Genomic DNA, 20,211 nt, shown 5'->3' with positions numbered 1-20,211 from the left:
GGCCTCAGAACCTCCCCCGCACCGTCGCGCCCCCTGGCCCGACCACGACGCCGACCCTCTCTCGCTCGCCGCCGTCACCCGCGCTCAACACCAGATACGCGCCGAGCCCCAGCGCGGCGATCCCCACCCCGAAGCTCGCGGTGGACCAATCCGCGCTCGTGGTCGCTTCCTTCGAGAGCTCCGAGCCGCGCACCGTACAGCTGGGCCTGCAGAGCGCCTCGCTCTCGTCGCGCTTCGACAGCGCCTGGAGCCCGAAATACGTGCCCGCGCCGAGGCCGAGCACGCCCACGCCGCCGGCGATGAACCCCCACGTCCGCTGGGTGGTTCCGTTGGAGCCCTGCTGCGGAACCGGGCGTTCGACAGGCGCCGGCGTCGGGGTCGGGGCGAGCGGCGGAGGCGGCGCCGTTGCGGGAGCTGGCTCAGCCTCGAGCAGCGGCACCACGACGGTCTGCTTGTCCGATTCGTTCTGGACGGTGACCGTCGCGGACCACGGGCGTCGTCCCGGCGCGCGGACCGAGATCTCGTGCGAGCCGCCGTCCACCGGCATCGCGGAGCCCCACGCGGCGCGGGCGACCTCGGATCCATCGCGCCTCACCTCGAGCTCGGGCAGCTCGGAGCCAGGAGGCACCTCGATGATCAGCCGCGAGAGGCGTGGCTCCACCGAGGCCAGGTGCTCGGTCGCGATCGTGACGCGGTCGTCGCGCTCGTCGCGGCGGGCCATGGCGAGCGCGTCGTTGAACGCGCTGTACGCGCTCGCGAGCCTCCCGATGGCCTCGTAGCAGAGGGCCAGGTTCAGGACCGTGCCGCCGCCGGGGTCGAGCCGATGGCTCTCCGCCAGCTTCGGGCAGGCCTCCTCTGCCTTGCCGGCGGTCATCAGGTCGCGCCCTTGCTTGAACAGCTCGGTCGCCAGCGCGCGATCCTCCGTCGAAGGCGCAGCGCCTGCCCGCGGCGCAGACAGCATTGCGAGCACCAGCACCGCACTAGCAACCGCCCGCCGCATCCCCGCGTCCCGCTCCCAGAGGAAGATACCCCCCGCCGGACCGCAGCGCGAGGCGAAATCCTCGGTGGCTTGGTCAGGTTTTGCCTCGGCACGCGAGAAATGCTCCGGGCACGCCTTCACACTTCGTTCCGGCGGCTTCTTCCCCAGTGAACGCAAGGAGCGCCACCATGACCAACGTCACCTTCGTCCGTAGTCTTGCCGTCCTCGCTGCAGCGTCCGCGTGTTTCGCGTGCGGCGGCAGCTACGAGCGGGACGACCGCGAGCTCTGGACCGTGAGCGGGCCTCCGGACAGCACGCACGAGCCGAACGCGGCGCCTGCGCCGACGCCGAGCCGCGCGAGCATTCCTCGCCACCAGCTCGGGCGCGGAGCCCTCGTTCCGAGCGAAGGGTGCCCGGCCAACCAGTGGGAGCTGTGCGAGGACAAACCCGCGGCGCGCGAGTCCATCTGCGTCAGCGTGGGTGCCGACGGCTACATCGACGCCATCGACGAGGTCTCGTGCAGCGTGGCTCTGGACATGCACGAGTGCGCGCCGGGGGACTGCCCCTGGATCCGCTGCGGTGACTGCCTGATCCACGTCGATCGCCCGAGCGACACCCTGGAAGACGGGACGTGGCGCGCGGGGCCGCCCTGGATTCTGGGCTCGGTCAGCGGTGGGGGGACGTGCGACGCCTTCGGCGGAACCTACGAGGTATACGCGGACCCGACCTGCGGGGAGCGCACCTCGGACTGATGGCGTCACTTCTGCTCGTTCAGCGGATCGCGCTTCGGAGAGGGGCTGACGCTCTTGGCCGCGAGCGGCGCGCGGGTTGGGACGATCTTCCCAGCCGGTGTGCGGACCGAGGGGACCGGCGGTGCAGAGACGGCGGGGGGGATGGCGCTCGGCGTGGGCGAGCTCGGGGTCGGAGTGGCGGGGGGCCTTGGTCGCGTGAGCTCGAGGCTGATGGCAGCGCTCGGTGCCACGCTGGCGTCCGCGGCCGGGGCAGCGCGGCCGAGCTGCCAGGCGAGCAGCGCCATCGCCAGGACGGCCCCCACGCCGAGCGCAGCCGGCAGCCAGCGACGAGGCTCGCTGGCGCTCGCAGCGTCGAGCGCGACGATCAGCTCCTGGGCGCTGGCGAAGCGCTCGGCGGGGTCCTTCGCGAGACAGCGGAGCACGGCCCGCTCGAGGGGACGCGGCACGCCGTCGAGCCGAGCCGGTGCGTCGCGATCCACGGCGATGAGGATCTCCATGGTGCCTTCGCCCCTGAAGGGGCGCCGCCCCGAGAGCATCTCGTAGAGCACGACTCCGAGCGAGAACAGGTCGCTCCGCGCGTCGATCTGCTTGCCCTTCGCTTGCTCGGGGGACATGTAGCTCGGGGTGCCGAGGATGCGACCCTCGACCGTGGAGAGCACGGTGACGGACTCGATGGCCGGCCCGCGGGATCCGACCGGCTTCGCCAGGCCGAAGTCCAGGATCTTCACCGCGCCGTCGGGGCCGACCATCACGTTGTCGGGCTTGAGGTCGCGGTGCACGATGCCCGCCGCGTGCGCCTTGACGAGCGCCCGCGCGATCTCGCTGGTGATGTGCACCGCCTCCGCCCGGGCGAGCGGGCCGCGCTCGAGCAGCTGCCGAACGGTCTGGCCTTCGACGTATTCCATCGCGATGTAGACGCTGCCGTCCACCTCGCCCGCCTCGAAGATGGCCGCTATGTTCGGATGGCTGATGGCCGACGCGGCGCGCGCCTCGCGGAGCAGCCGGCCGCGTCGCTCGGGATCGGACGCCACGCTCACTGGCAGGACCTTCAGCGCCACGCGCCGGCCGAGCCGGGCGTCACCGGCGGCGTAGACGATGCCCATGCCGCCGCGGCCGAGCTCCTCCTCGATCTCGAACTGGCCCAGCTTCTGGCCAACGCGATCGGGCTCCTCCGAGGGCGGAGCCACCTCGTCCACGCGCACCGCGGCGCGCAGGAACGCCTCGTCGCTGTCGGTGCTGACCTCGCCCGAGCCGAGATCGGGCTCCGACTCGGACTCTTCGGCGACGGAGACCTTGCTCACGGCTCCGCCTCCTTTCCGCTGACGAGTCCTTCGCGGCGCGCGAGCTCGAGCAACTTCTCCTTCGCGAGCTGGAAGCGCTTGCGCAAGCGCGCGGCCTCGCGTTTCAGCGTCTCGGCGTCGAGCGGATCGTCCCCGTCATGAAGCACCTGAGCGAGCTCGTTCCACGCCAAGCCCTTGTCGATGCGCAGGATGAGCAGCTCTTGGTCCTCACGCGGGAGCGACTCGCGGAGTGCCGCCGCGCGCGTCTTCGTCTCGGTTTTCAGGTGCTCGAGCGTCGCGCTCCTGACCTGGTCGGCAACGACGGACAGCGCCGAACCCTCCGGCAGGGCCTGCTGCCTGCGCCCGCGCCGGCGCGCGTCGCGTTGATGGGTGAGAGCTGCTCGCCGCGTCACCGCGTAGGCCCAGGTCCGGAACGAGGACTGCCAGGAGAAGCCCGGAAGGCCCTTCCAGATGCGCTCGCTGGCCTCGGAGAAGACCTCGGACGCCATCGTCTCGTCGCGGTGGAACGCCATCAGGAAACCGAACAACTCGGGACCGTAGCCGCGCAGCGCCACCGTGGTGGCGCCGGCCAGATCTCCGATGTCGAAGCGACGACGGATCTCTCGCTCGAGCTCGCTCGGTTCCTCACCACCCATGGTCCCCGCCTGCAATCCTACCTCACGCCCCGGCGCGTGTGGTGCTCGCGACCCCTCGAGGGGCAGCGGGAGAAGCCGCATAGTCAAATTTTTACTGCAACTGTGCGGGTTCGGATCATGCGCTCCACGCTCGGGACCCCGTTGCACGCCCGGCCGCGGGAGGAGAAGATCGCGGCATGACGGAGGGGGCGGACCTCGTGTCGGTGATCGAAGCTGCGTATGCCGCTGCGCCTTGCGAGCAGGCGTGGCTCGAGGGGATCGTCTCGAGCGCGGTCGCTGCGATGGGCGTACCGGTCTCGGCCTTCGTCATGGATGCGTCCGACCCGAGCGCCTTTCGTGCAGGTGCTGTCGCGGTGCGAGGCGTCCCCGAGGAACAGCCGGCGCAGATGCTCTCGAGTACGCCCTCGTACCCGGCCAGCGTGGTCCGGAGGCTCTTCGCCTCGTCACCGCAGGTGGCGCTCTTGAGCGAGGTGCTGGCCGGCATCGAGTCGTCCGAGGGCAGCGCCATTCGAGGCGAGGTCCAAGGCTTTGGGATCACGGACGTGGTCGGGATTCGAGGCTTCGGCCTCGACCGGCGCGGAGTGATGCTCTGTCCCCTCCTGCTGGCCCCGCGTGAGCTGCCCCGCACGACCCGCGCCAGCCTCGGCCGCGTCGCCCGGCACCTGGCGACGGGCTACCGGCTGCGTAGCCAGCGCGGCCAGCAGCCCGAGGCCGTCCTGTCCCCGACCGGACGCGTGGAGCACGCCGAGCCCTGCGCCCGGGACCGCCGCTCGCTCCGCGAGCTGGTAGAGGCGACGAACCGCATCGGCGTCGCCCGCGGGCGACTGCGCCGCGAGTCCCCGGACCGCGCCGTCGAGCTGTGGCGCGCGCTCGTGTCGGGCCGCTGGTCCATCGTCGAGACCGTGGAACGCGACGGCAAGCGCTTCCTCTTGGCTCGACGCAACGAGCTGGGGGTCGCTCACGCCCGCGCGCTCACCCAGAGCCAAGCCGAGGTGCTCGCGCTGGCAGCCGCCGGTCACTCGAACGGCGCCATCGCCTACGAGCTCGGGCTGTCGGCGGCGCGCGTGAGCCGTGCGCTGCGCGAAGGGCTGGCCAGGCTCGAGCTTCGCTCGCGCGCGGAGCTGTTGGCTCACTGCGGCGAGGAGCAGACGGAGTGAAGGCTCTGGCGACACCGAAGGGCCTCGAGGCGATGAGCATCGAGGGTGACCGCGAGCACGTGGTGCTCGCGCTACCGCTCCCCGAATGGCAACTCCCGTCCGATCTCACCGGTGCCGAGCGCGAGGTCGCGCTCCTGATGCTGGCGGGGTTGCGGGGTGTCGAGATCGCACGAATGCGGGGCACCAGCGTGCGGACCGTGGCGAACCAAACGCAGGCCGTCTATCGGAAGGCGGGTGTCCGTTCCCTGCGGGGGCTCGCCGAGCGTTGTGCTCGCCGCTGAGGAGAAGATCGCGGCCATGGTGGATGGAGGGGACTTCGTGTCAGTGATCGAAGCGGCGTATGCCGCTGAACCCTGCGAGCTGTCGTGGCTCGAGGGGATCGTTTCGAACATGGACACCGTGTTCGGTTCTCGGCTGCCGATCATCGCCTACGTGGTGGATGCCTCCGATCCGAGCGCGTTCCGCGCGGGCACTGTGGTGACTCGAGGCATGGCCGAGGCTCGGGTCGAGGAGACGTTCGCACTGAATCGCGCTCACGGGCCTGCAGTAGTCCGGCGAATCTACGCCACGTCGCCGCAGGTCGTGTTGCTGAGCGAGGTGCTCCCCAGCATCCGCCCGACCCCTGGCGCGCGCATGCGGAGGTTGCTCTATGAGGTCGGGACCGCAGACGTGCTTGCGCTTCGAGGGTACAGCCTCGACCGGCGCGGGGTGGCACTTTGTGCCACCTTGCCAACCCTTCGTGTCGTACCCCGCACGACCCGCGCGACCCTCGGTCGCGTCGCCCGGCACCTGGCCACGGGCTACCGGCTGCGCAGCCAGCGCAGCCAGCAGCCCGAGGCAATCCTGTCCCCAACCGGACGCATCGATCACGCCGAGCCCTGCGCCCAGGACCGTCGCTCGCTCCACGAGCTGGTGGAGGCGACGAATCGCATCAGCGTCGCCCGCGGACGGCTGCGTCGCGAGTCCCCGGAGCGCGCCGTCGAGTTGTGGCGTGCGCTGGTATCGGGGCGCTGGTCCATCGTCGAGACCGTGGAACGCGACGGCAAGCGCTTCCTCTTGGCTCGACGCAACGAGCTCGGGGTCGCTCACTCCCGCGCGCTCACCCAGAGCCAAGCCGAGGTGCTCGCGCTGGCAGCCGCCGGTCACTCGAACGGCGCCATCGCCTACGAGCTCGGGCTGTCGGCGGCGCGCGTGAGCCGTGCGCTGCGCGAAGGTTTGGCCAGGCTCGGGCTTCGCTCGCGGGCGGAGCTGTTGGCTCACTGCAGCGAAGAGCAGGTTCGATGAACGCTCTGGCGCCCGCCGAAAGACCTCGAGGCGCAGGCCCTCGACTCGCTTGAACGCTCGCTTCCCCAGCACGCGCCCCGGGTACAGTCGCTCGACGAACTGGCCGAGCGGAAACCCGACGGGCTCACCCTCCCCTCCCGAACGCCTCCGCCACCAGCGAGAGGAACACCCGCACCTTCTCGGTCTTCTGCTTGCCGGGCGCGCACAGCGCGCGGATGGGCGGGCCTTCGGTGGCGAGCTCGGAGAGCACCTCGACCAGGCGGCCTTCGCGCAGATCGTCGGCCACCATGAAGTCGAAGACCTGCACCAGGCCGAGGCCCGCATTGGCGGCGGCGAGCAGGAGCTCGCCGTTGTCGAGGGCCAGGGTGCTCGGGAGCTTCACGGTCTGCGACGGGCCGCTACGCGAACGCTTGAAGGTCCACTCGCGGGGCACGCCGCGGGGCAGCGTGAACTTGACGGCGTTGTGCTTGAGCAGATCCCGCTGGCTCTTGGGCACGCCGTGGCGCGCCAGGTAGGCGGGAGAGGCGACGGTGGCCCAGAGCGGGCGGCCGAGCGAGCGCGAGACCAGGGTGGAGTCTTCGAGAGCGCCGATGCGCACGGCCACGTCCACCTCCTCGCGCGCGAGGGAGAGCATGCGGTCAGTGACCGACAGGTCGATGCGCAAGCGCGGGTGGCGGGACAAGAGCTCGCCGAGCCGCGGCACGACTACGCGACCGAGCACCGGCGAGAGCGTGACGCGGAGCAGGCCCTCCGCCACGTCGCGGCTCTTGCCCACCAGCTCGGCGGCAGCGCGGAGCTCCGTGACCGCCGTGCGGCAGCGCTCGAAGTAGAGCGCGCCGTCGGCGGTGAGGGCCACGTGCCGCGAGCTGCGCGAGAGCAGCGGCACGCCCAGCTCCGCTTCGAGCCGGCTGACGGCCTTGCTCACCGCGGCGGTGCTGACGCCGAGGCGCTCGGCGGCCTTGCGGAAGCTCCGCTGCTCGGCGACCTCCAGGAAGGGGATGAGCGCGGAAAACGCGGCGGCCACCGGCCGATCCTAGCGTTGAACAGGAGTTAACGAAAGGTTGCCGAGCGCCGGGATTGTGAACCTGGTCGCGGGGGCCTATTCCTGACCTCGAAAGGAAGTGAGGCATGAAGATCGGAGTGCTCGGTACGGGAATGGTCGGGGCCACCATCGGCTCGAAGCTGGTCGCGCTCGGCCACGAGGTGATGCTGGGCTCGCGCACGCGCGACAACGAGAAGGCCGTGGCGTGGGTCAAGGAGGCGGGGGCCAAGGCAAGCGCCGGGACCTTCGCGGACGCGGCGGCCTTCGGAGAGCTGGTGTTCAACTGCACGCTGGGCGCCGGGGCGCTGGAGGCGCTGGGCTCCACGGGCTCGGCGCTGGACGGCAAGATCCTGATCGACACCTCGAACCCCCTGGACTTCTCCAAGGGCATGCCGCCCACGCTGTTCAGCGGCAACACCGACTCGCTGGGCGAGCAGATCCAGCGCGCTCACCCGAAGGCGAAGGTGGTGAAGACCCTCAACACCATCAACTGCGAGCTGATGGTGGACGCGGGCCGGGTGAAGGGCGACCACGACGTGTTCATGTGCGGCGACGACTTGGAGGCCAAGGGCCGGGTCAAGGAGATCCTCCAGGGTTGGTTCGGCTGGAAGAGCGTGATCGACCTGGGCGGCATCGCGAATTCGCGGGGCACGGAGAGCTACCTGCCGCTGTGGATCCGGCTCTGGGGCGCCCTGGGCACCGCAGACTTCAACATCAAGGTGGTTCGCTGAGCACCCGAGCGCCCGAGCACCCGCGTGACGCTCGGAGCAAATCGCGGTAGTCAGCCGGCATGACCGGACCGCGATCCACCGAGCTCCTGAAGCGTGCCGAGCGCCTCTTGCCGGGCGGGGTCAACAGCCCCGTCCGGGCGTACCGCGCCGTGGGCGGCAATCCGCCCTTCATCGCCAGCGCCAAGGGCGCGCGGCTCACCGACGCCGACGGCCGCGAATACGTGGACTACGTCGGCTCCTGGGGCCCGGCCATCCTGGGCCACGCCCACCCGAAGGTCGTGGCGGCGGTGAAAGAGGCCGCCGAGCGCGGGCTCTCGTTCGGCGCACCGACGGAGCTCGAGGTGCGCTTCGCGGAGGCGGTGATCGAGCGCTACCCGAGCATCGAGATGCTGCGCTGCGTGTCGAGCGGCACCGAAGCTACGATGAGCGCGCTGCGCGTGGCGCGGGGCTTCACCGGTCGCGACGCGATCGTGAAGTTCGACGGCTGCTACCACGGGCACTCGGACGCGCTCCTGGTCAAGGCCGGCAGCGGCGCGGCAACCTTCGGCAACCCGGACAGCGGCGGCGTGCCCGCCAGCGTGGTCGAGCACACGGCGACCTTGCCCTTCAACGACGTGGGCGCGCTCAAGGCGCTGTTCAACGAGGCCGGCTCGCGCATCGCTGCGGTGATCGTGGAGCCGGTGGTCGGCAACATGGGCTGCGTGCCGCCGGATCCGGGCTTCCTCCAGACCCTGCGCGCGGTGTGCACGGAGGCCGGCGCCCTCCTGATCTTCGACGAGGTGATGACCGGCTGCCGCCTCGCGCGGGGCGGCGCGCAGGAGCGCTTCGGTATCGTCCCCGATCTGACCTGCCTCGGGAAGGTCGTCGGCGGCGGCATGCCGTTGGCCGTGTACGGCGGGCGCCGCGACGTGATGCAGAAGATCGCGCCGCTTGGCCCGGTGTATCAGGCCGGCACGCTGAGCGGGAACCCGGTGGCGGTGAGCGCCGGGCTCGCCACGCTGGCCGAGCTCGGGCCCGCGGCCTACGACAAGCTCGAGACGCTCGGGGCGCGCCTCGAAGCCGGGCTCGCGAGCGCGGTGAAGCAGGCGGGGGTGACGGCGACCGTGCAGCGCGTCGGCTCGATGCTCACGCTGTTCTTCCACCCGGGTCCGGTGCGCTCCTGGGGCGACGCCGACAAGTGCGATCGCGAGCGCTTCGGGCGCTGGCACCGCGGCCTGCTCGAGCGCGGCGTGTACTGGCCTGCCTCACAGTTCGAGGCCGCGTTCATCAGCGTCGCGCACACCGAGGCGGACATCGACGCGACGCTCGAGGCGGCGGCTGAAGCACTGACGTGAGCGTCACCAGGAGCCGTGGCTGCCGTGCGAGCCGTGGCTGCCGTGCGAGCCGTGGCTGCCGTGCGAGCCGTGGCTGCCGTGCGAGCCGTGGCTGCCGTGCGAGCCGTGGCTGCCGTGCGAGCAGTGCTGCGCCGGGAACACACCGTCGGGACCGCCGAGCTCCGGGACCTCGGCGCAGTTGTCCTTCGCCTTCTCGATCACCACGTCCTCGGCCTTGCTCAGCATGCCGCGAGCACTGCGCGAGAACGTCGGAAGCTTCCCCGACCCGTCGTCCTTGGGGGGCACGAGCGGGAGCTTAGCGCAACCCGCCGAGCCGCACTAGCCAGGCCTCAGAACTCGCACACGGTGCAGCCGGCCTGCGAGGTAGACGGGCAGTTCTTCGTCCCGCTCGACCACCCGGGGGCGACGTGCCCGCAAGTGGGTGGTTCGGTCCTCAGACCGTCCGGCCCTGCTCGCCCTTCACGCGCTTTCGCAGCGTGGCCTGCGCGGCCGCGAGGCGCGCGATCGGCACCCGGAACGGCGAGCACGAGACGTAGGCGAGGCCCACGTCGTCGAAGAAGAATATGCTCTCCGGATCGCCGCCGTGCTCGCCGCAGATGCCGAGCGAGATGTCCGGGCGCGCTTTCTTGCCGCGCTCGACCGCCATCTGCACCAGCTGGCCCACGCCTTCGGTGTCCAGGGAGACGAACGGCTCGTGGGGCAAGATGCCCTGATCGACGTACTCCGGCAGGAAGCGCCCGGCGTCGTCGCGCGAGAGGCCGAGCGTGGTCTGGGTCAGGTCGTTGGTGCCGAAGGAGAAGAACTCTGCGACCTCCGCCACCTTGTCCGCCAGGAGCGCCGCGCGCGGCAGCTCGATCATGGTGCCGTACTTGTACTTGACCTGAACCCCTTGCTCCTTGAAGACGTCTGCGGCGACCTCGGTCACCACGGCCTTCATCAGCTCGAGCTCCTTCTTGCTGAGCGAGAGCGGGATCATGATCTCGGGCAGGACCTCGATGCCCTCCTTCTTGACCTGGCAGGCGGCGGTCAGGATGGCGCGGGTCTGCATCGCGCAGATCTCCGGGTAGGTCACGGTCAAGCGCACGCCGCGGTGGCCAAGCATCGGGTTGAACTCGTGGAGCTCGCTCACCTTGCGACCGAGATCCGAGGGAGACACGCCCATCGTCTTGGCCAGCTCCTCGATCTGGCTGTGCTGCTGCGGCAAGAACTCGTGCAGCGGCGGGTCGAGGTAGCGAATCGTGACGGGCAGCCCCTTCATCTCGCGGAAGATGCCGACGAAGTCCTCGATCTGGAACGGCAGGAGCTTGTCGAGGGCCTTCTTCCGCGCCGTCACGTCGCCGGCCAGGATCATCTCGCGCACCGCGGCGATGCGCGTGTCCTCGAAGAACATGTGCTCGGTGCGGCACAGGCCGATGCCTTCGGCGCCGAGCTCCCGGGCCTTCTTCGCCTGATCGGGCGTGTCGGCGTTGGCGCGCACGCGCATGCGTCGGGCCGCGTCGGCCCAGCGCATCAGCTCTTCGAGCTCGCCGCTGAGCTTGGGCTCCACCTTCGGGACGTCGCCCAGGAACACGGAGCCGCTCGAGCCGTCGATGGTGATCACGTCACCCAGACGCACGATGGTGATCTCGCCCCCGTCGGGCCGCACCGTCATCATCTGCGTCTCGTAGTCGATGCTGATGTTGTGGCAGCCGACGACGCAGCTCCGTCCCATGCCGCGGGCGACCACCGCGGCGTGGCTGGTTGCGCCGCCGCGCGCCGTGAGGATGCCCTTCGCGGCCTTCATGCCGTGCAGGTCCTCCGGAGAGGTCTCCACGCGGACCAGGATGACGGCTTCGCCCTTCTCGGCGCGCTTCTCGGCCTCGTCCGCGCTGAACACCACGCGGCCGGTGACGGCGCCGGGTGACGCGGCCAGGCCGTGGGCGAGGGCGGCCACTCCGGCCTTCGGGTCGATGGACGGGAAGAGCAGCTGCTCGAGCCGGCCGGCCTCCACGCGCAGCACGGCTTCGTCCTGGGTGATCAGCCCCTCCTTCGACATGTCCACCGCGACCTTCACCTCGGCCCGGGCGGCGCGCTTGCCGTTCCGGGTCTGGAGCATGAACAAGCGGCCGTCTTCGATGGTGAACTCGATGTCCTGCATGTCGCGGAAGTGACCTTCGAGCTTGGCCTGGATGTCGTGGAGCTGTTTGTAGCTCTCCGGCAGCGACTCCTCGAGGGAGAGCCCCGCCGTGCTCGGCCCCTTCATGATGGGCCGCGGCGTGCGGATGCCCGCGACCACGTCCTCGCCCTGCGCGTTCGGCAGCCACTCGCCGAAGAAGCGCCGCTCGCCGGTGCTCGGGTCGCGCGTGAAGGCAACGCCGGTGGCGCTGGTCTCACCCAGGTTGCCGAACACCATGCTCTGCACGTTCACGGCGGTGCCCCACTCGCTGGGGATGCCGTGCATCTTGCGATAAAGAATGGCGCGGTCGTTCATCCAGCTGTCGAACACGGCGCCGATGGCGCCCATCAGCTGATCGACGGGCTTCTCGGGGAAGCCCTTGCCCGTCGCCTTCAGGATGACCTGCTTGTAGTCCTCGACCACTTGCTTCAGGAGGTCGGCGCTGAGCTGGCTGTCGGGGACGGCGCGGACCAGGGCCTCGACGTCCTCGGGCACCTCGATGCCGAGCTCCTTTGCCATCAGGCGGCGGCTCTTGTTGAGCGCCTCGTGGAAGGCGTGCGGCTTCACGTTCAGCACGACGCTGCCGTACATGCCGAGGAAACGCCGGTAGGCGTCGTAGACGAAGCGCGGGTTCTTGGTGCGCTCCGCGAGGCCCTTGGCCGTCTCGTCGTTCAGGCCCAGGTTCAGGATGGTGTCCATCATGCCCGGCATGCTGGCGCGCGCGCCGCTGCGCACGCTGACCAGGAGCGGGTTGCCCGGGTCGCCGAACTTCTTGCCGAGCTCCTTCTCGAGCCAGGTCATGTTCTCGGCGACGGCGTCCGAGAGCCCCGCGGGCATCTGCTGACCGGCCGCGTTGTAGGCCGTGCAGACCTCGGTGGTGATGGTGAAGCCCGGCGGCACCGGGATGCCGAGGTTCGCCATCTCCGCGAGGCCCGCGCCCTTGCCTCCGAGCAGGGGCTTCATGTTGCCGTTGCCGTCCGCTTTGCCAGCCTGGAACCGGTAGATGATCTTCTGCGTGCTCATGCTGAGCGGCGTCATCGCAGAGCGGGCGAGCGGGTGCAAGGAGTGCGCGGGCGCGAAGTCGATTGCGCGGCGCAACGCCTGCACGACGCGAAGCGTCGAAGACATCGGAAAGCCAACGCGTTCCGTGCGTGGTAGACCGTGATTCACCGATGACCCAAGCCGTGGACCGCCCCGTCGGCAAGACGCCACTGGTCAAGGTGGAGGGCGTCTACGCCAAGCTGGAGTGCACGAACCCCTGCGGCAGCATCAAGGACCGCATCGGCCAGTACGTCCTGGAGGAGAGCCGGCGTCAGGGTTTGCTCCAGCCGGGGCAGCGCATCGTGGAGGCGACCAGCGGCAACACCGGCATCGCCATCGCGTTCTTCGCGCGCAAGCTGGGTCATCCGGTCACGATCGTGATGCCGGAAAACATGACGGAAGAGCGCAAGCAGGCGCTCCGCTCCCTCGGGGCCGACGTGATCTTGTGCTCCGCCCAGGGCAGCTTCGCGGAGGCAGCGCGCATTCGCGACCAACTGGCGGCCGAGCACGGCTGGTTCAATCCCGATCAGTTCTCCAATCCGCTCAACGTCGAGTGTCACGAGCGCACCACGGGGGAAGAGATCATCGAGCAGCTCCGGGTGCGACACCTGGGCGAGCTGGACGCGTTCGTGGCCGGCGTGGGCACCGGCGGCACCTTGATCGGCGCCGGCCGCCGGCTGCGCGCGCGCTTCCCGCACCTGCGCCTCGTGGCCGTCGAGCCCACGGAGTCCGCCGTGATGAGCGGCGGTCCCCCGGGTAGCCACGGCATCGGCGGCATCGGCGACGGCTTCATCCCCAACATCGCCAGCGACGGCAACGGCGGCCTACACCCATCCATCAACGAGGTCGAGTGCGTGTCCACGGAGGAGGCGCGGGCCGCCGCGCGACACCTGGGAGAGGCGCACGGCTTCTGCGTGGGCGTCTCCTCCGGCGCGAACTTCGTCGCGGCCAAGCGGCTGGCGGAGCGCTTCCCGACCGTGGTCACGGTCTTCGCGGACGGCTACTCGAAGTACCTGTCGGTCGGCCTGAACCACTGCGAGCCCGGCCGCTGCGCCTTCGAGCACGACTCCTTGGTGTCGCCCGACGCGTTGCTGTCCGGACACCGTTGACGGGGCGTCGGCGCTAACTACCCGCCGGCGCGCCGTCGAACTTCGCCCGAACCGCTGCACGCAGCTCGGCGAGGCCTCGGACGGAGAAGGCGCGCGCCAAGACCAGGTAGATCACGAGCGCGAGCGTGCCGCGCAGGGCGAAGTCGAGCGCGGGCGCGAGGCCCGCCGTGAGGCGTCCGAGCGCGAGGAGCGCGAGCGAGACCGCGAGGGATGCGCCCAGCGCGCCGCGCACCGCACGGAACACGTCCGAGACCTTCATGCCGATCAGCCGCCCGACCCAGGCGAATCGCGGCACCGACAGCACGAGCACCGAGACGGCGGCGTAGCAGGCGGCCACCGACTCGATGCTTCCGAGCCAGATCCCGAGCACGATGCCCGCGATGGTGAGCGAGCCGGCGAACAGGCCCCAACGCAAGAGGAGATCGGTGCGGCCGAGGGCCATGTAGAGCCAGCCGACCGTCGAGCCCACCGCGTGGGACGCGCCGGCGATGCAGTAGATGGAGAGCACGGTCTTCGCCGGGACCCACGCCGGGCCGTACAGAACGCGGATGAACGGCTCCGACAGCACGGACAGCGCGAACAGCACCGGGAACGTCACGAACGCGATCACCGCCACGACGCGCAGGTATTGCTCACGAATCCGCGCGGGATCGCGCTGTAGCTTGGAGAACGCCGGGAACATCACCCGCGAGAGCACCGCGCCCACTTCTGTGACCGGCATCATCATGGTCGAGAAGGCGCGGCTGTAGAGGCCGAGCGGGCGCGCGCCGAGCACGCGGCCGATCAGCAGGTCGTCGACCTGTCGCGCCCAGTACTCGAGCACGCTGTAGCCGAAGAGGTGCGAGCTGAACCCCCAGAGCTCCGCCAGCGCGGAGCGCTGGAGCACGAGCCGGGGGCGCCAGCCGGAGAGCATGAGCAGCGCTGCGGTCGAGCCCAGCGTCGAGGCCAGCGGCATCGCCACCAGGGCCCACGGCCCGAACCCCTGGAGCGCCAGCGCGAGACCCACGGCGCTCGACGCGACGCTGGCGACGATCTCGGCCAGAGCGAGCTTGTCGAAGCGCATCGCTCGGGTGAGCACCGCGCTCTGCACCATGCCGAGCGGGGCGAGCACGAAGTTCAGGGCGAGCGCCCGCGTCATCCAGGTCACGCGGCTCTCCCGGTAGAACGTGGCCAGCGCAGGCGCGGCCGCGAACAGCGCGAGCCCGAGGGCGGTGCCGAGCGCCAGGTTCGCCCAGAACACGCTGGAGCGGTGCCGCTCCTCGATCTGCTCGCGCTGGATCAGCGCGGCGGACAACCCGATCTCGGAGAAGACGGCGAGGAAGCCGCTGACGACGACCACCATGCCGACGAGCCCGAAGTCCGCCGGCGTGAGCAGCCGGGCGAGCGCCAGCGCGACACCGAATCCGATCAGCTGGACGACGGTCTTGCCGGCGCCGGTCCAGGCCAGGCCGGCCTTGGTCTCGCTCGCGACGTCCAAGGCCCGAGGCTCACCGAGCTGCGCCGCGCGATCAACCGGGGGCTCACTCCTCCGGCGCCGCCGCGACCGCCGGCTCCTGGGCCCGCCGCGACACGAGCCAGCCGAAGGCGCCCGCCGTGAAGAACATGATCAGGCTGTAGATGGCAGGCGGAATGGCCATGGTCGAGTTGTTGAGCAAGAGCGGGCTCGACGCGATGGCGATGGCCAGCGTGCCGTTGTGGATGCCGATCTCCATGCCGATGGCGATGGCCTGGCGCCGCTCGACCTTGATCAGGAGCGGCACGAAGTAGCCGACGGTCATGCTGGCCAGGTTGAAGGCCAGGGCCGCGAGCCCGACCTGGCGGAAGAAGTCGCCGAGGTTCGCGCGCTCCTTCAGCACCGCCGACGCGATCACCAGGAGCAAGAACACCGCCGACATGATGCGCACCGGCTTCTCCAGCCCGTCGGCCAGCGGGCGCTTCTTGGCGCGAATCACCATGCCGATCGAGACCGGAATGAGCACGATGGCGAAGACCTGCAGCACCTTGTCGAACTGCAGCGGAATGGCCTTGCCTTCCCCCATGAACGCCGTCAGCGAGAGGTTCACGATGAACGGCAGCGTGAGCAGCGAGAGCAGGCTGTTGACCGCGGTGAGCGTGATGTTCAGGGCCACGTCACCCTTGGCCAGGTGGCTGAACAGGTTCGCGGTCGCGCCTCCCGGCGAGGCCGCGAGCAGCATCAAGCCGACAGCCAGCTCCGGCGCCAGCCCGAAGCCCCGCGCGATGCCGAAGCACACCGCGGGCAGGATGAGCATCTGGCACGCGAGCCCCACGATGACAGCGCGCGGGTAGACGACCACGCGACGGAAGTCCGCCAGGGTGAGCGACAGCCCGAGCCCGAGCATGATCACGCCCAGCGCGAGCGGCAGGAACACGGCGGTGATGACGTTGGATTGCATGGTCCCCTCTTCTGGCCGTCAGCCGGCGAGCAGGTTGAAGTGAGCGATGGCGGAGCAGGTGCGGTGGATCTGGCGCATCAGCTTGAGGCGGTTCTCGCGCACGCGAGGCTCCTCGGCCATCACCAGGATGTCGTCGAAGTAGCGCCCCAAGACCGGCGCGAAGGTGGCGATCGCGCCGAGCGCGCCAGGGTAGTCCCGGCTCTGCTGGGCGGCGCCGGTGCTCTTGCGAAGCTCGGCGAATGCGGCGAAGAGCGCCGCTTCCGAGGCGTGGACCTCCGCCACGACCTCGCTGGGAGCGACGGGCTCGCCGTCGGGAGCGTCCTTGGCGATGTTCGCCGCACGCTTGAACACCTCGCCAGCGGAGGCGCGCACCTGGGCGTCGAGTTGGGCCAAGGCGCGGGCGCGCAGCGCGACGTCGTGAGGGCGGTCGGCATGGACCGCGAGGCAGGCGTCCACCGCGTCCGCCGGCAGCTCTTGTTCCAGCAAGCCGCGCAGCCTCTGCTTGAAGAACGCGAGCAGCTTGTCGCTGGTCTCGGCGACGTCGCCGTCGAGCTTCACCCCCGCGTAAGCGGCGTACGCGCTGGCCACGGAGGCCGACAGCGACAGCTCCCAGCTCTTGTCGAGCACGGTGCGCAGCACGCCCAGCGCAGCGCGCCGGAGCGCCAGCGGGTCGGCGGCGCCCGTCGGGACCTGGCCGATGGCGAAGCAACCCACCAGGGTGTCCAGGCGATCGGCTAGCCCGACCAGCGCGGCGGCGTCGCTCGGCGCGGTGGGATCGTCGGCGCCGCGCGGCTGGTAGTGCTCGGCGATGACGCGGGCGACCTCGGGCTTCACTCCCTGCGCCAGCGCGTAGGCCATGCCCATCTCGCCCTGCAACTCCGGCAGCTCGCCGACCATCAGGGTCACCAGATCGCACTTCGCCAGACCGGCGCCGGCCACGGCGATCTCGATCGTGGCCGCCGGTAGCCCGAGCTCTGCGCCCAGGAGCGGCACCAGCCGCTCGACGCGCTTCACCTTGTCGCCCACGCTGCCCAGGCGCTTGTGGAACACCACGCCATCGAGCTTCGCGCGCCGCTCGGCGAGCGGGTGCGCGAGATCCGTCTCGTAGAAGAACTTCGCGTCGGCCAGGCGCGCGCGCATCACGCGGTCGTTGCCGCGCCGCACATTGTCGGGCTTCTCAGCCGTGTTGACCACTGCCAGGTACTTGGGCAGGAGCTTGCCGCTCGGGTCGCGCACACCGAAGTAGCGCTGGTGACCCTTCGCCACGTCGAGGATCACGCGCTCCGGCAGCTTCAGGAACTCCGGGTCGAAGCTGCCGGTGACGATGTGCGGCTCCTCGACCAGCGACAGGTTCTCCTCCACCAGGAACTCGTCCTCGATGAGCGAGCCGCCCGCCGCCTTCGCAGCGGCGTGCAGGCGCTCGACCATGGTGCGTCGGCGCTCGTCCAGCTCCACGAACACGTGACGCTGGCGGAGCTCGGCGACGTAGGACTTGGCGTCGGTCAGGGCATGGACGCCGGGCGCGAGGAAGCGATGCCCGGCGGTAGTGCGCCCCGAGCGCACGCCGGCGAACGAGAGCCCCAGCTCGTCGGCGCCCAGCAGCGCACAGAGCCAGCGCACCGGGCGACCGAAGGCGACCTCGCCGTCCGACCAGCGCATCGACTTCTTGAACGGGATCTTCCCGCACACCTCACCGAGCGCCGCCGGCAGGAGCTCGCGTGCGGGCGCACCCTTCTCGCGCCGGCGACCGACCAGGTACTCGCCCTTCTCGGTGTCCTTGCGCGCGAGGGCTCCGACCTCGATGCCGAGCTTCTGCGCGAACGCCTGCGCGGCCTTGGTCGGCTTCCCCTCGGCGTCGAACGCGACGCGCGCGGGAGGGCCCAGCACCTCTTCGTCGAGGTCCGGTTGCTCCAGTGCCACCTGCTCGACCCACACCGCCAGCCGGCGCGGCGTACCGGCCGATTTCACCTCCCCGTGAGCGAGGCGGAGCTCCGCGAGCTTGGTACGAATCAGCGCGGGCAGGGCCTCGACTCCGGCGGCGACGAACGACGCGGGGAGCTCTTCGGTCCCGATTTCCAGGAGCAGCGTTTCGGCCATGGGGAGGCGGGAAGCTACCTCAGCGCCCCGGGATCGAGTAGCCGTGACGGACCCGGCAGTGCCGCGCTAAGCTCCGAATCGCGTGCCCCGCTCCCGATTCTCACTGCTGTTTGGCCTCGGCCTCGTGGTGGCGGCGTGCTCGTTTCCCGAGCACGACTTCATCCCCGCGGACGAATTCGAAAAGCTGAAGGACGGCGGGCAGCAGGGCGGCGGGGGCGCCGGCGGCTTCGGCGGCTTCGGCGGCACGGGCGCGACCGGGGCCATGGGCGGGACCGCGGGCGGCGGAGGCGCCAGCGGCGGAGGCGGAGGGAGCGGCGGCACTGGGGGGACCGGCGGCTCGAGCGGTGGCAGTGGTGGCGCACAGGGAGGCACCGGCGGCGCCACGGGTGGAACCGGCGGCGCCACAGGTGGAACCGGCGGCGCCACAGGTGGAACCGGCGGCGCCACGGGTGGAACCGGCGGCGCCACGGGGGGAGCCGGCGGCGCCACGGGTGGAAGCGGCGGCGCCACGGGTGGAAGCGGCGGCGCCACGGGTGGAACCGGCGGCGCCACGGGTGGAACCGGCGGCGCCACGGGTGGAACCGGCGGCACCGGCGGCGCAACTTGCGCGAGCGTCGTGATCAACGAGGTGTCGCCGGACGGAACGACGGGCAGCGACGAGCTCGTCGAGCTCCACAACAAGGGGACTTGCGCCGCCGCGCTGAGCGGCTGGACGCTCAAGTATTCGTCCGCCTCGGGCAGCACTCCCGCGAACGTCTGGGTTGGGGGAGCGGCCGATTCAATCGCCGCGGGCGCCTACTTCGTGCTCGGCGGCGACATGTTCACGGGCACGAAGAACGGCACGCTCACGGGTGGGCTGGCCGCGGCGGGTGGAGGCGTCGGACTGTTCGAAGGCACCACCAAGAAGGACAGCATGGCCTACGGCGGCGCGGCGACCACGCACCCCTTCCTGGAGGGCGCCACACCGGTCGCGAACATCCCCAAGAGCCAGTCCGCGGCCCGCAAGCCCAACGGGACGGACACCAACGTCAACTCGGCCGATTTCGCCATCGGTGCCCGCACCCCGGGCGCCGCCAACTGAGATGAAGATCGTCTGCCCGACCTGCCAGAAGCTCATCGACGACGCGCCCGCTGACTTCGAGCCGCGCCCCTTTTGCTCCATGCGCTGCAAGCTCCTCGACCTCGGTAACTGGCTGAACGAGAGCTACCGAGTCTCCGAGCCCATCGACGCGCTGGCAGACGGCGAAGAGCCCCCGAAGCAGAAGCTGAACTGAAGCCAGCTCGCCATTTTTCCCGGTGGCGCTACACTCCTTCGGCAAGGATGGCCGAACGCGGCGACAGCGTGCTTCGCGCGATCACCAACGACGGCGCGTTCCGAGTCGTGGTCGCAAAGACCACCAGGACGGTGCGCGGCGTGTTCGAGGCCCAACACGCCGGCGGCCCGACCGCGCAGCCGTTCGGCGATCTGATCACGGGCTCGGTGCTGTTTCGCGAGACCATGGCGCCCAACCTGCGCGTGCAAGGCGTGCTCAAGGGTGTCGGCGGACGCGGCAGCCTGGTCGCCGACTCGCACCCCTCCGGGATGACGCGCGGGTTGATCCAGCTGCCGGAGGGACAGGATGCGGTGGACACTGGGGACGGGGCGCTGCTTCAGCTCATGCGCACGCTGCCCGGCGGTCGCATCAACCAAGGTGTGGTGGAGATGCCACCCGGTGGCGACGTGTCCCGCGCGCTGATGGCCTACATGCAGACCTCCGAGCAAGTGGTGAGCATGGTCGCCGTGGGCACGCTCCTCGATGACGCCGGCATCTACGCCGCCGGGGGCTACCTGGTGCAGCTCTTGCCCGAGGTCGGACGCGGACCGCTCATGGTCATGACGGAGCGGCTCCGCGACTTCGAGAACATCGACGCTCAGCTCCGCGACGCGGCGTTCAGCCCGGAGTGGCTGCTCGAGCAGCTCCTCTACGGCATGGAGTACACGCGCCTCGAGGAGAGCGCGATCGGCTTCGACTGCTGGTGCGACGAGCTCCGCCTGCTCTCGGTGCTCGCGACGCTGGACCGCTCCGAGGTGGAGGAGCTCGTCTCCCACGGACAGACCCTCGAGATCACCTGCGACTACTGCAACGAAGAGTACCGCATCGCGCCGGCCCAGCTGCGCGGGCTCCTGGGCACGAGCTGAC

19 protein-coding genes are annotated in these 20,211 nt (G+C 70.4%); 10 read left to right on the top strand and 9 right to left on the bottom strand.

The window, feature by feature from the left end:
• Positions 1-4: 4 nt before the first annotated feature.
• Positions 5-970, bottom strand: a complete 966-nt coding sequence (locus HS104_34040) for a hypothetical protein (protein ID MBE7484978.1) — start codon at positions 968-970, stop codon at positions 5-7.
• A 197-nt stretch (positions 971-1,167) separates the two neighbouring features.
• Between HS104_34040 and HS104_34035 the strand changes: the two genes are divergently transcribed.
• A complete protein-coding gene (locus HS104_34035; GenBank protein MBE7484977.1) occupies positions 1,168-1,731 on the top strand; it encodes a hypothetical protein in 564 nt (187 codons plus the stop codon).
• Between the two features lie 5 nt (positions 1,732-1,736).
• Here the strand turns inward: HS104_34035 and HS104_34030 are convergent, their stop codons facing one another.
• Together HS104_34030 and HS104_34025 are read right to left on the bottom strand one after the other, a co-directional pair.
• Complete coding sequence (locus HS104_34030) at positions 1,737-3,032, bottom strand: serine/threonine protein kinase (GenBank protein MBE7484976.1); 1,296 nt, start codon at positions 3,030-3,032, stop codon at positions 1,737-1,739.
• Positions 3,029-3,667, bottom strand: a complete 639-nt coding sequence (locus HS104_34025; GenBank protein MBE7484975.1) for a sigma-70 family RNA polymerase sigma factor — start codon at positions 3,665-3,667, stop codon at positions 3,029-3,031. The genes HS104_34030 and HS104_34025 overlap by 4 nt, the downstream gene beginning before the upstream one ends.
• Positions 3,668-3,843: 176 nt before the next feature.
• Here HS104_34025 and HS104_34020 point away from each other — a divergent pair, with 176 nt between their 5' ends.
• The 3 genes from HS104_34020 to HS104_34010 are packed head-to-tail and all read left to right on the top strand — an operon-like array spanning position 3,844 to position 6,108.
• Positions 3,844-4,824 (top strand): helix-turn-helix transcriptional regulator, encoded by a 981-nt coding sequence (locus tag HS104_34020; GenBank protein ID MBE7484974.1) that lies wholly within the window; start codon positions 3,844-3,846, stop codon positions 4,822-4,824.
• Positions 4,821-5,105: a hypothetical protein gene (locus tag HS104_34015; protein MBE7484973.1), complete on the top strand. Its 285-nt coding sequence runs from the start codon at positions 4,821-4,823 to the stop codon at positions 5,103-5,105. Before HS104_34020 ends, HS104_34015 begins: the two co-directional genes overlap by 4 nt.
• A 16-nt stretch (positions 5,106-5,121) precedes the next feature.
• A complete protein-coding gene (locus tag HS104_34010) occupies positions 5,122-6,108 on the top strand; it encodes a helix-turn-helix transcriptional regulator (GenBank protein ID MBE7484972.1) in 987 nt (328 codons plus the stop codon).
• A gap of 124 nt (positions 6,109-6,232) precedes the next feature.
• On the opposite strand, the gene HS104_34005 is transcribed toward HS104_34010, so the two are convergent.
• The gene (locus HS104_34005; protein MBE7484971.1) at positions 6,233-7,132 is read right to left on the bottom strand and encodes a LysR family transcriptional regulator; all 900 of its coding nucleotides are present in this window, start codon (positions 7,130-7,132) and stop codon (positions 6,233-6,235) included.
• A 104-nt stretch (positions 7,133-7,236) separates the two neighbouring features.
• Between HS104_34005 and HS104_34000 the strand changes: the two genes are divergently transcribed.
• On the top strand, positions 7,237-7,881 hold the full coding sequence (locus HS104_34000; protein MBE7484970.1) for an NAD(P)-binding domain-containing protein: 645 nt from the start codon (positions 7,237-7,239) through the stop codon (positions 7,879-7,881).
• Positions 7,882-7,940: 59 nt separating this feature from the next.
• Positions 7,941-9,215, top strand: coding sequence for a glutamate-1-semialdehyde 2,1-aminomutase (hemL, locus tag HS104_33995; protein ID MBE7484969.1), 1,275 nt, complete (start codon positions 7,941-7,943; stop codon positions 9,213-9,215).
• Positions 9,216-9,218: 3 nt separating this feature from the next.
• On the opposite strand, the gene HS104_33990 is transcribed toward hemL, so the two are convergent.
• Complete coding sequence (locus HS104_33990) at positions 9,219-9,500, bottom strand: hypothetical protein (GenBank protein ID MBE7484968.1); 282 nt, start codon at positions 9,498-9,500, stop codon at positions 9,219-9,221.
• 148 nt (positions 9,501-9,648) lie between these two features.
• Positions 9,649-12,393: a pyruvate, phosphate dikinase gene (locus HS104_33985; GenBank protein MBE7484967.1), complete on the bottom strand. Its 2,745-nt coding sequence runs from the start codon at positions 12,391-12,393 to the stop codon at positions 9,649-9,651.
• Between the two features lie 149 nt (positions 12,394-12,542).
• Here HS104_33985 and HS104_33980 point away from each other — a divergent pair, with 149 nt between their 5' ends.
• The gene (locus HS104_33980) at positions 12,543-13,520 is read left to right on the top strand and encodes a PLP-dependent cysteine synthase family protein (protein MBE7484966.1); all 978 of its coding nucleotides are present in this window, start codon (positions 12,543-12,545) and stop codon (positions 13,518-13,520) included.
• A 13-nt stretch (positions 13,521-13,533) separates the two neighbouring features.
• Here HS104_33980 and HS104_33975 read toward each other — a convergent pair whose 3' ends face one another.
• Genes HS104_33975 through HS104_33965 form a run of 3 tightly spaced genes read right to left on the bottom strand, consistent with a single transcriptional unit; the run spans position 13,534 to position 18,031 of the window.
• Positions 13,534-14,997 (bottom strand): MOP flippase family protein, encoded by a 1,464-nt coding sequence (locus HS104_33975; GenBank protein ID MBE7484965.1) that lies wholly within the window; start codon positions 14,995-14,997, stop codon positions 13,534-13,536.
• Positions 14,998-15,040: 43 nt separating this feature from the next.
• The gene (locus tag HS104_33970; GenBank protein MBE7484964.1) at positions 15,041-15,934 is read right to left on the bottom strand and encodes a bile acid:sodium symporter family protein; all 894 of its coding nucleotides are present in this window, start codon (positions 15,932-15,934) and stop codon (positions 15,041-15,043) included.
• Positions 15,935-15,952: 18 nt separating this feature from the next.
• On the bottom strand, positions 15,953-18,031 hold the full coding sequence (locus HS104_33965; protein ID MBE7484963.1) for a glycine--tRNA ligase subunit beta: 2,079 nt from the start codon (positions 18,029-18,031) through the stop codon (positions 15,953-15,955).
• 82 nt (positions 18,032-18,113) lie between these two features.
• Here HS104_33965 and HS104_33960 point away from each other — a divergent pair, with 82 nt between their 5' ends.
• The 3 genes from HS104_33960 to HS104_33950 are packed head-to-tail and all read left to right on the top strand — an operon-like array spanning position 18,114 to position 20,210.
• A complete protein-coding gene (locus tag HS104_33960) occupies positions 18,114-19,112 on the top strand; it encodes a lamin tail domain-containing protein (GenBank protein ID MBE7484962.1) in 999 nt (332 codons plus the stop codon).
• A 1-nt stretch (position 19,113) separates the two neighbouring features.
• Positions 19,114-19,305, top strand: a complete 192-nt coding sequence (gene yacG, locus HS104_33955; GenBank protein ID MBE7484961.1) for a DNA gyrase inhibitor YacG — start codon at positions 19,114-19,116, stop codon at positions 19,303-19,305.
• A 47-nt stretch (positions 19,306-19,352) separates the two neighbouring features.
• Entirely contained in the window at positions 19,353-20,210 is an 858-nt protein-coding gene (locus HS104_33950; GenBank protein MBE7484960.1) for an Hsp33 family molecular chaperone HslO, read from the top strand.
• The last annotated feature ends 1 nt before the right edge of the window (position 20,211 follow it).

It is taken from the genome of Polyangiaceae bacterium, assembly GCA_015075635.1.
Taxonomy (GTDB): domain Bacteria; phylum Myxococcota_A; class Polyangia; order Polyangiales; family Polyangiaceae; genus JADJKB01.
Note: the sequence above shows the minus strand (reverse complement) of the source record. Positions and strands in the feature narration are given on the sequence as shown.

Coding starts and splice junctions, on each gene's coding strand:
- HS104_34035 (MBE7484977.1), top strand. CDS start 1,168: ATGACCAACGTCACCTTCGTCCGTAGTCTTGCCGTCCTCGCTGCAGCG.
- HS104_34025 (MBE7484975.1), bottom strand. CDS start 3,667: ATGGGTGGTGAGGAACCGAGCGAGCTCGAGCGAGAGATCCGTCGTCGC.
- HS104_34020 (MBE7484974.1), top strand. CDS start 3,844: ATGACGGAGGGGGCGGACCTCGTGTCGGTGATCGAAGCTGCGTATGCC.
- HS104_34010 (MBE7484972.1), top strand. CDS start 5,122: ATGGTGGATGGAGGGGACTTCGTGTCAGTGATCGAAGCGGCGTATGCC.
- HS104_34000 (MBE7484970.1), top strand. CDS start 7,237: ATGAAGATCGGAGTGCTCGGTACGGGAATGGTCGGGGCCACCATCGGC.
- hemL (MBE7484969.1), top strand. CDS start 7,941: ATGACCGGACCGCGATCCACCGAGCTCCTGAAGCGTGCCGAGCGCCTC.
- HS104_33985 (MBE7484967.1), bottom strand. CDS start 12,393: ATGAGCACGCAGAAGATCATCTACCGGTTCCAGGCTGGCAAAGCGGAC.
- HS104_33980 (MBE7484966.1), top strand. CDS start 12,543: ATGACCCAAGCCGTGGACCGCCCCGTCGGCAAGACGCCACTGGTCAAG.
- HS104_33970 (MBE7484964.1), bottom strand. CDS start 15,934: ATGCAATCCAACGTCATCACCGCCGTGTTCCTGCCGCTCGCGCTGGGC.
- HS104_33965 (MBE7484963.1), bottom strand. CDS start 18,031: ATGGCCGAAACGCTGCTCCTGGAAATCGGGACCGAAGAGCTCCCCGCG.
- yacG (MBE7484961.1), top strand. CDS start 19,114: ATGAAGATCGTCTGCCCGACCTGCCAGAAGCTCATCGACGACGCGCCC.
- HS104_33950 (MBE7484960.1), top strand. CDS start 19,353: ATGGCCGAACGCGGCGACAGCGTGCTTCGCGCGATCACCAACGACGGC.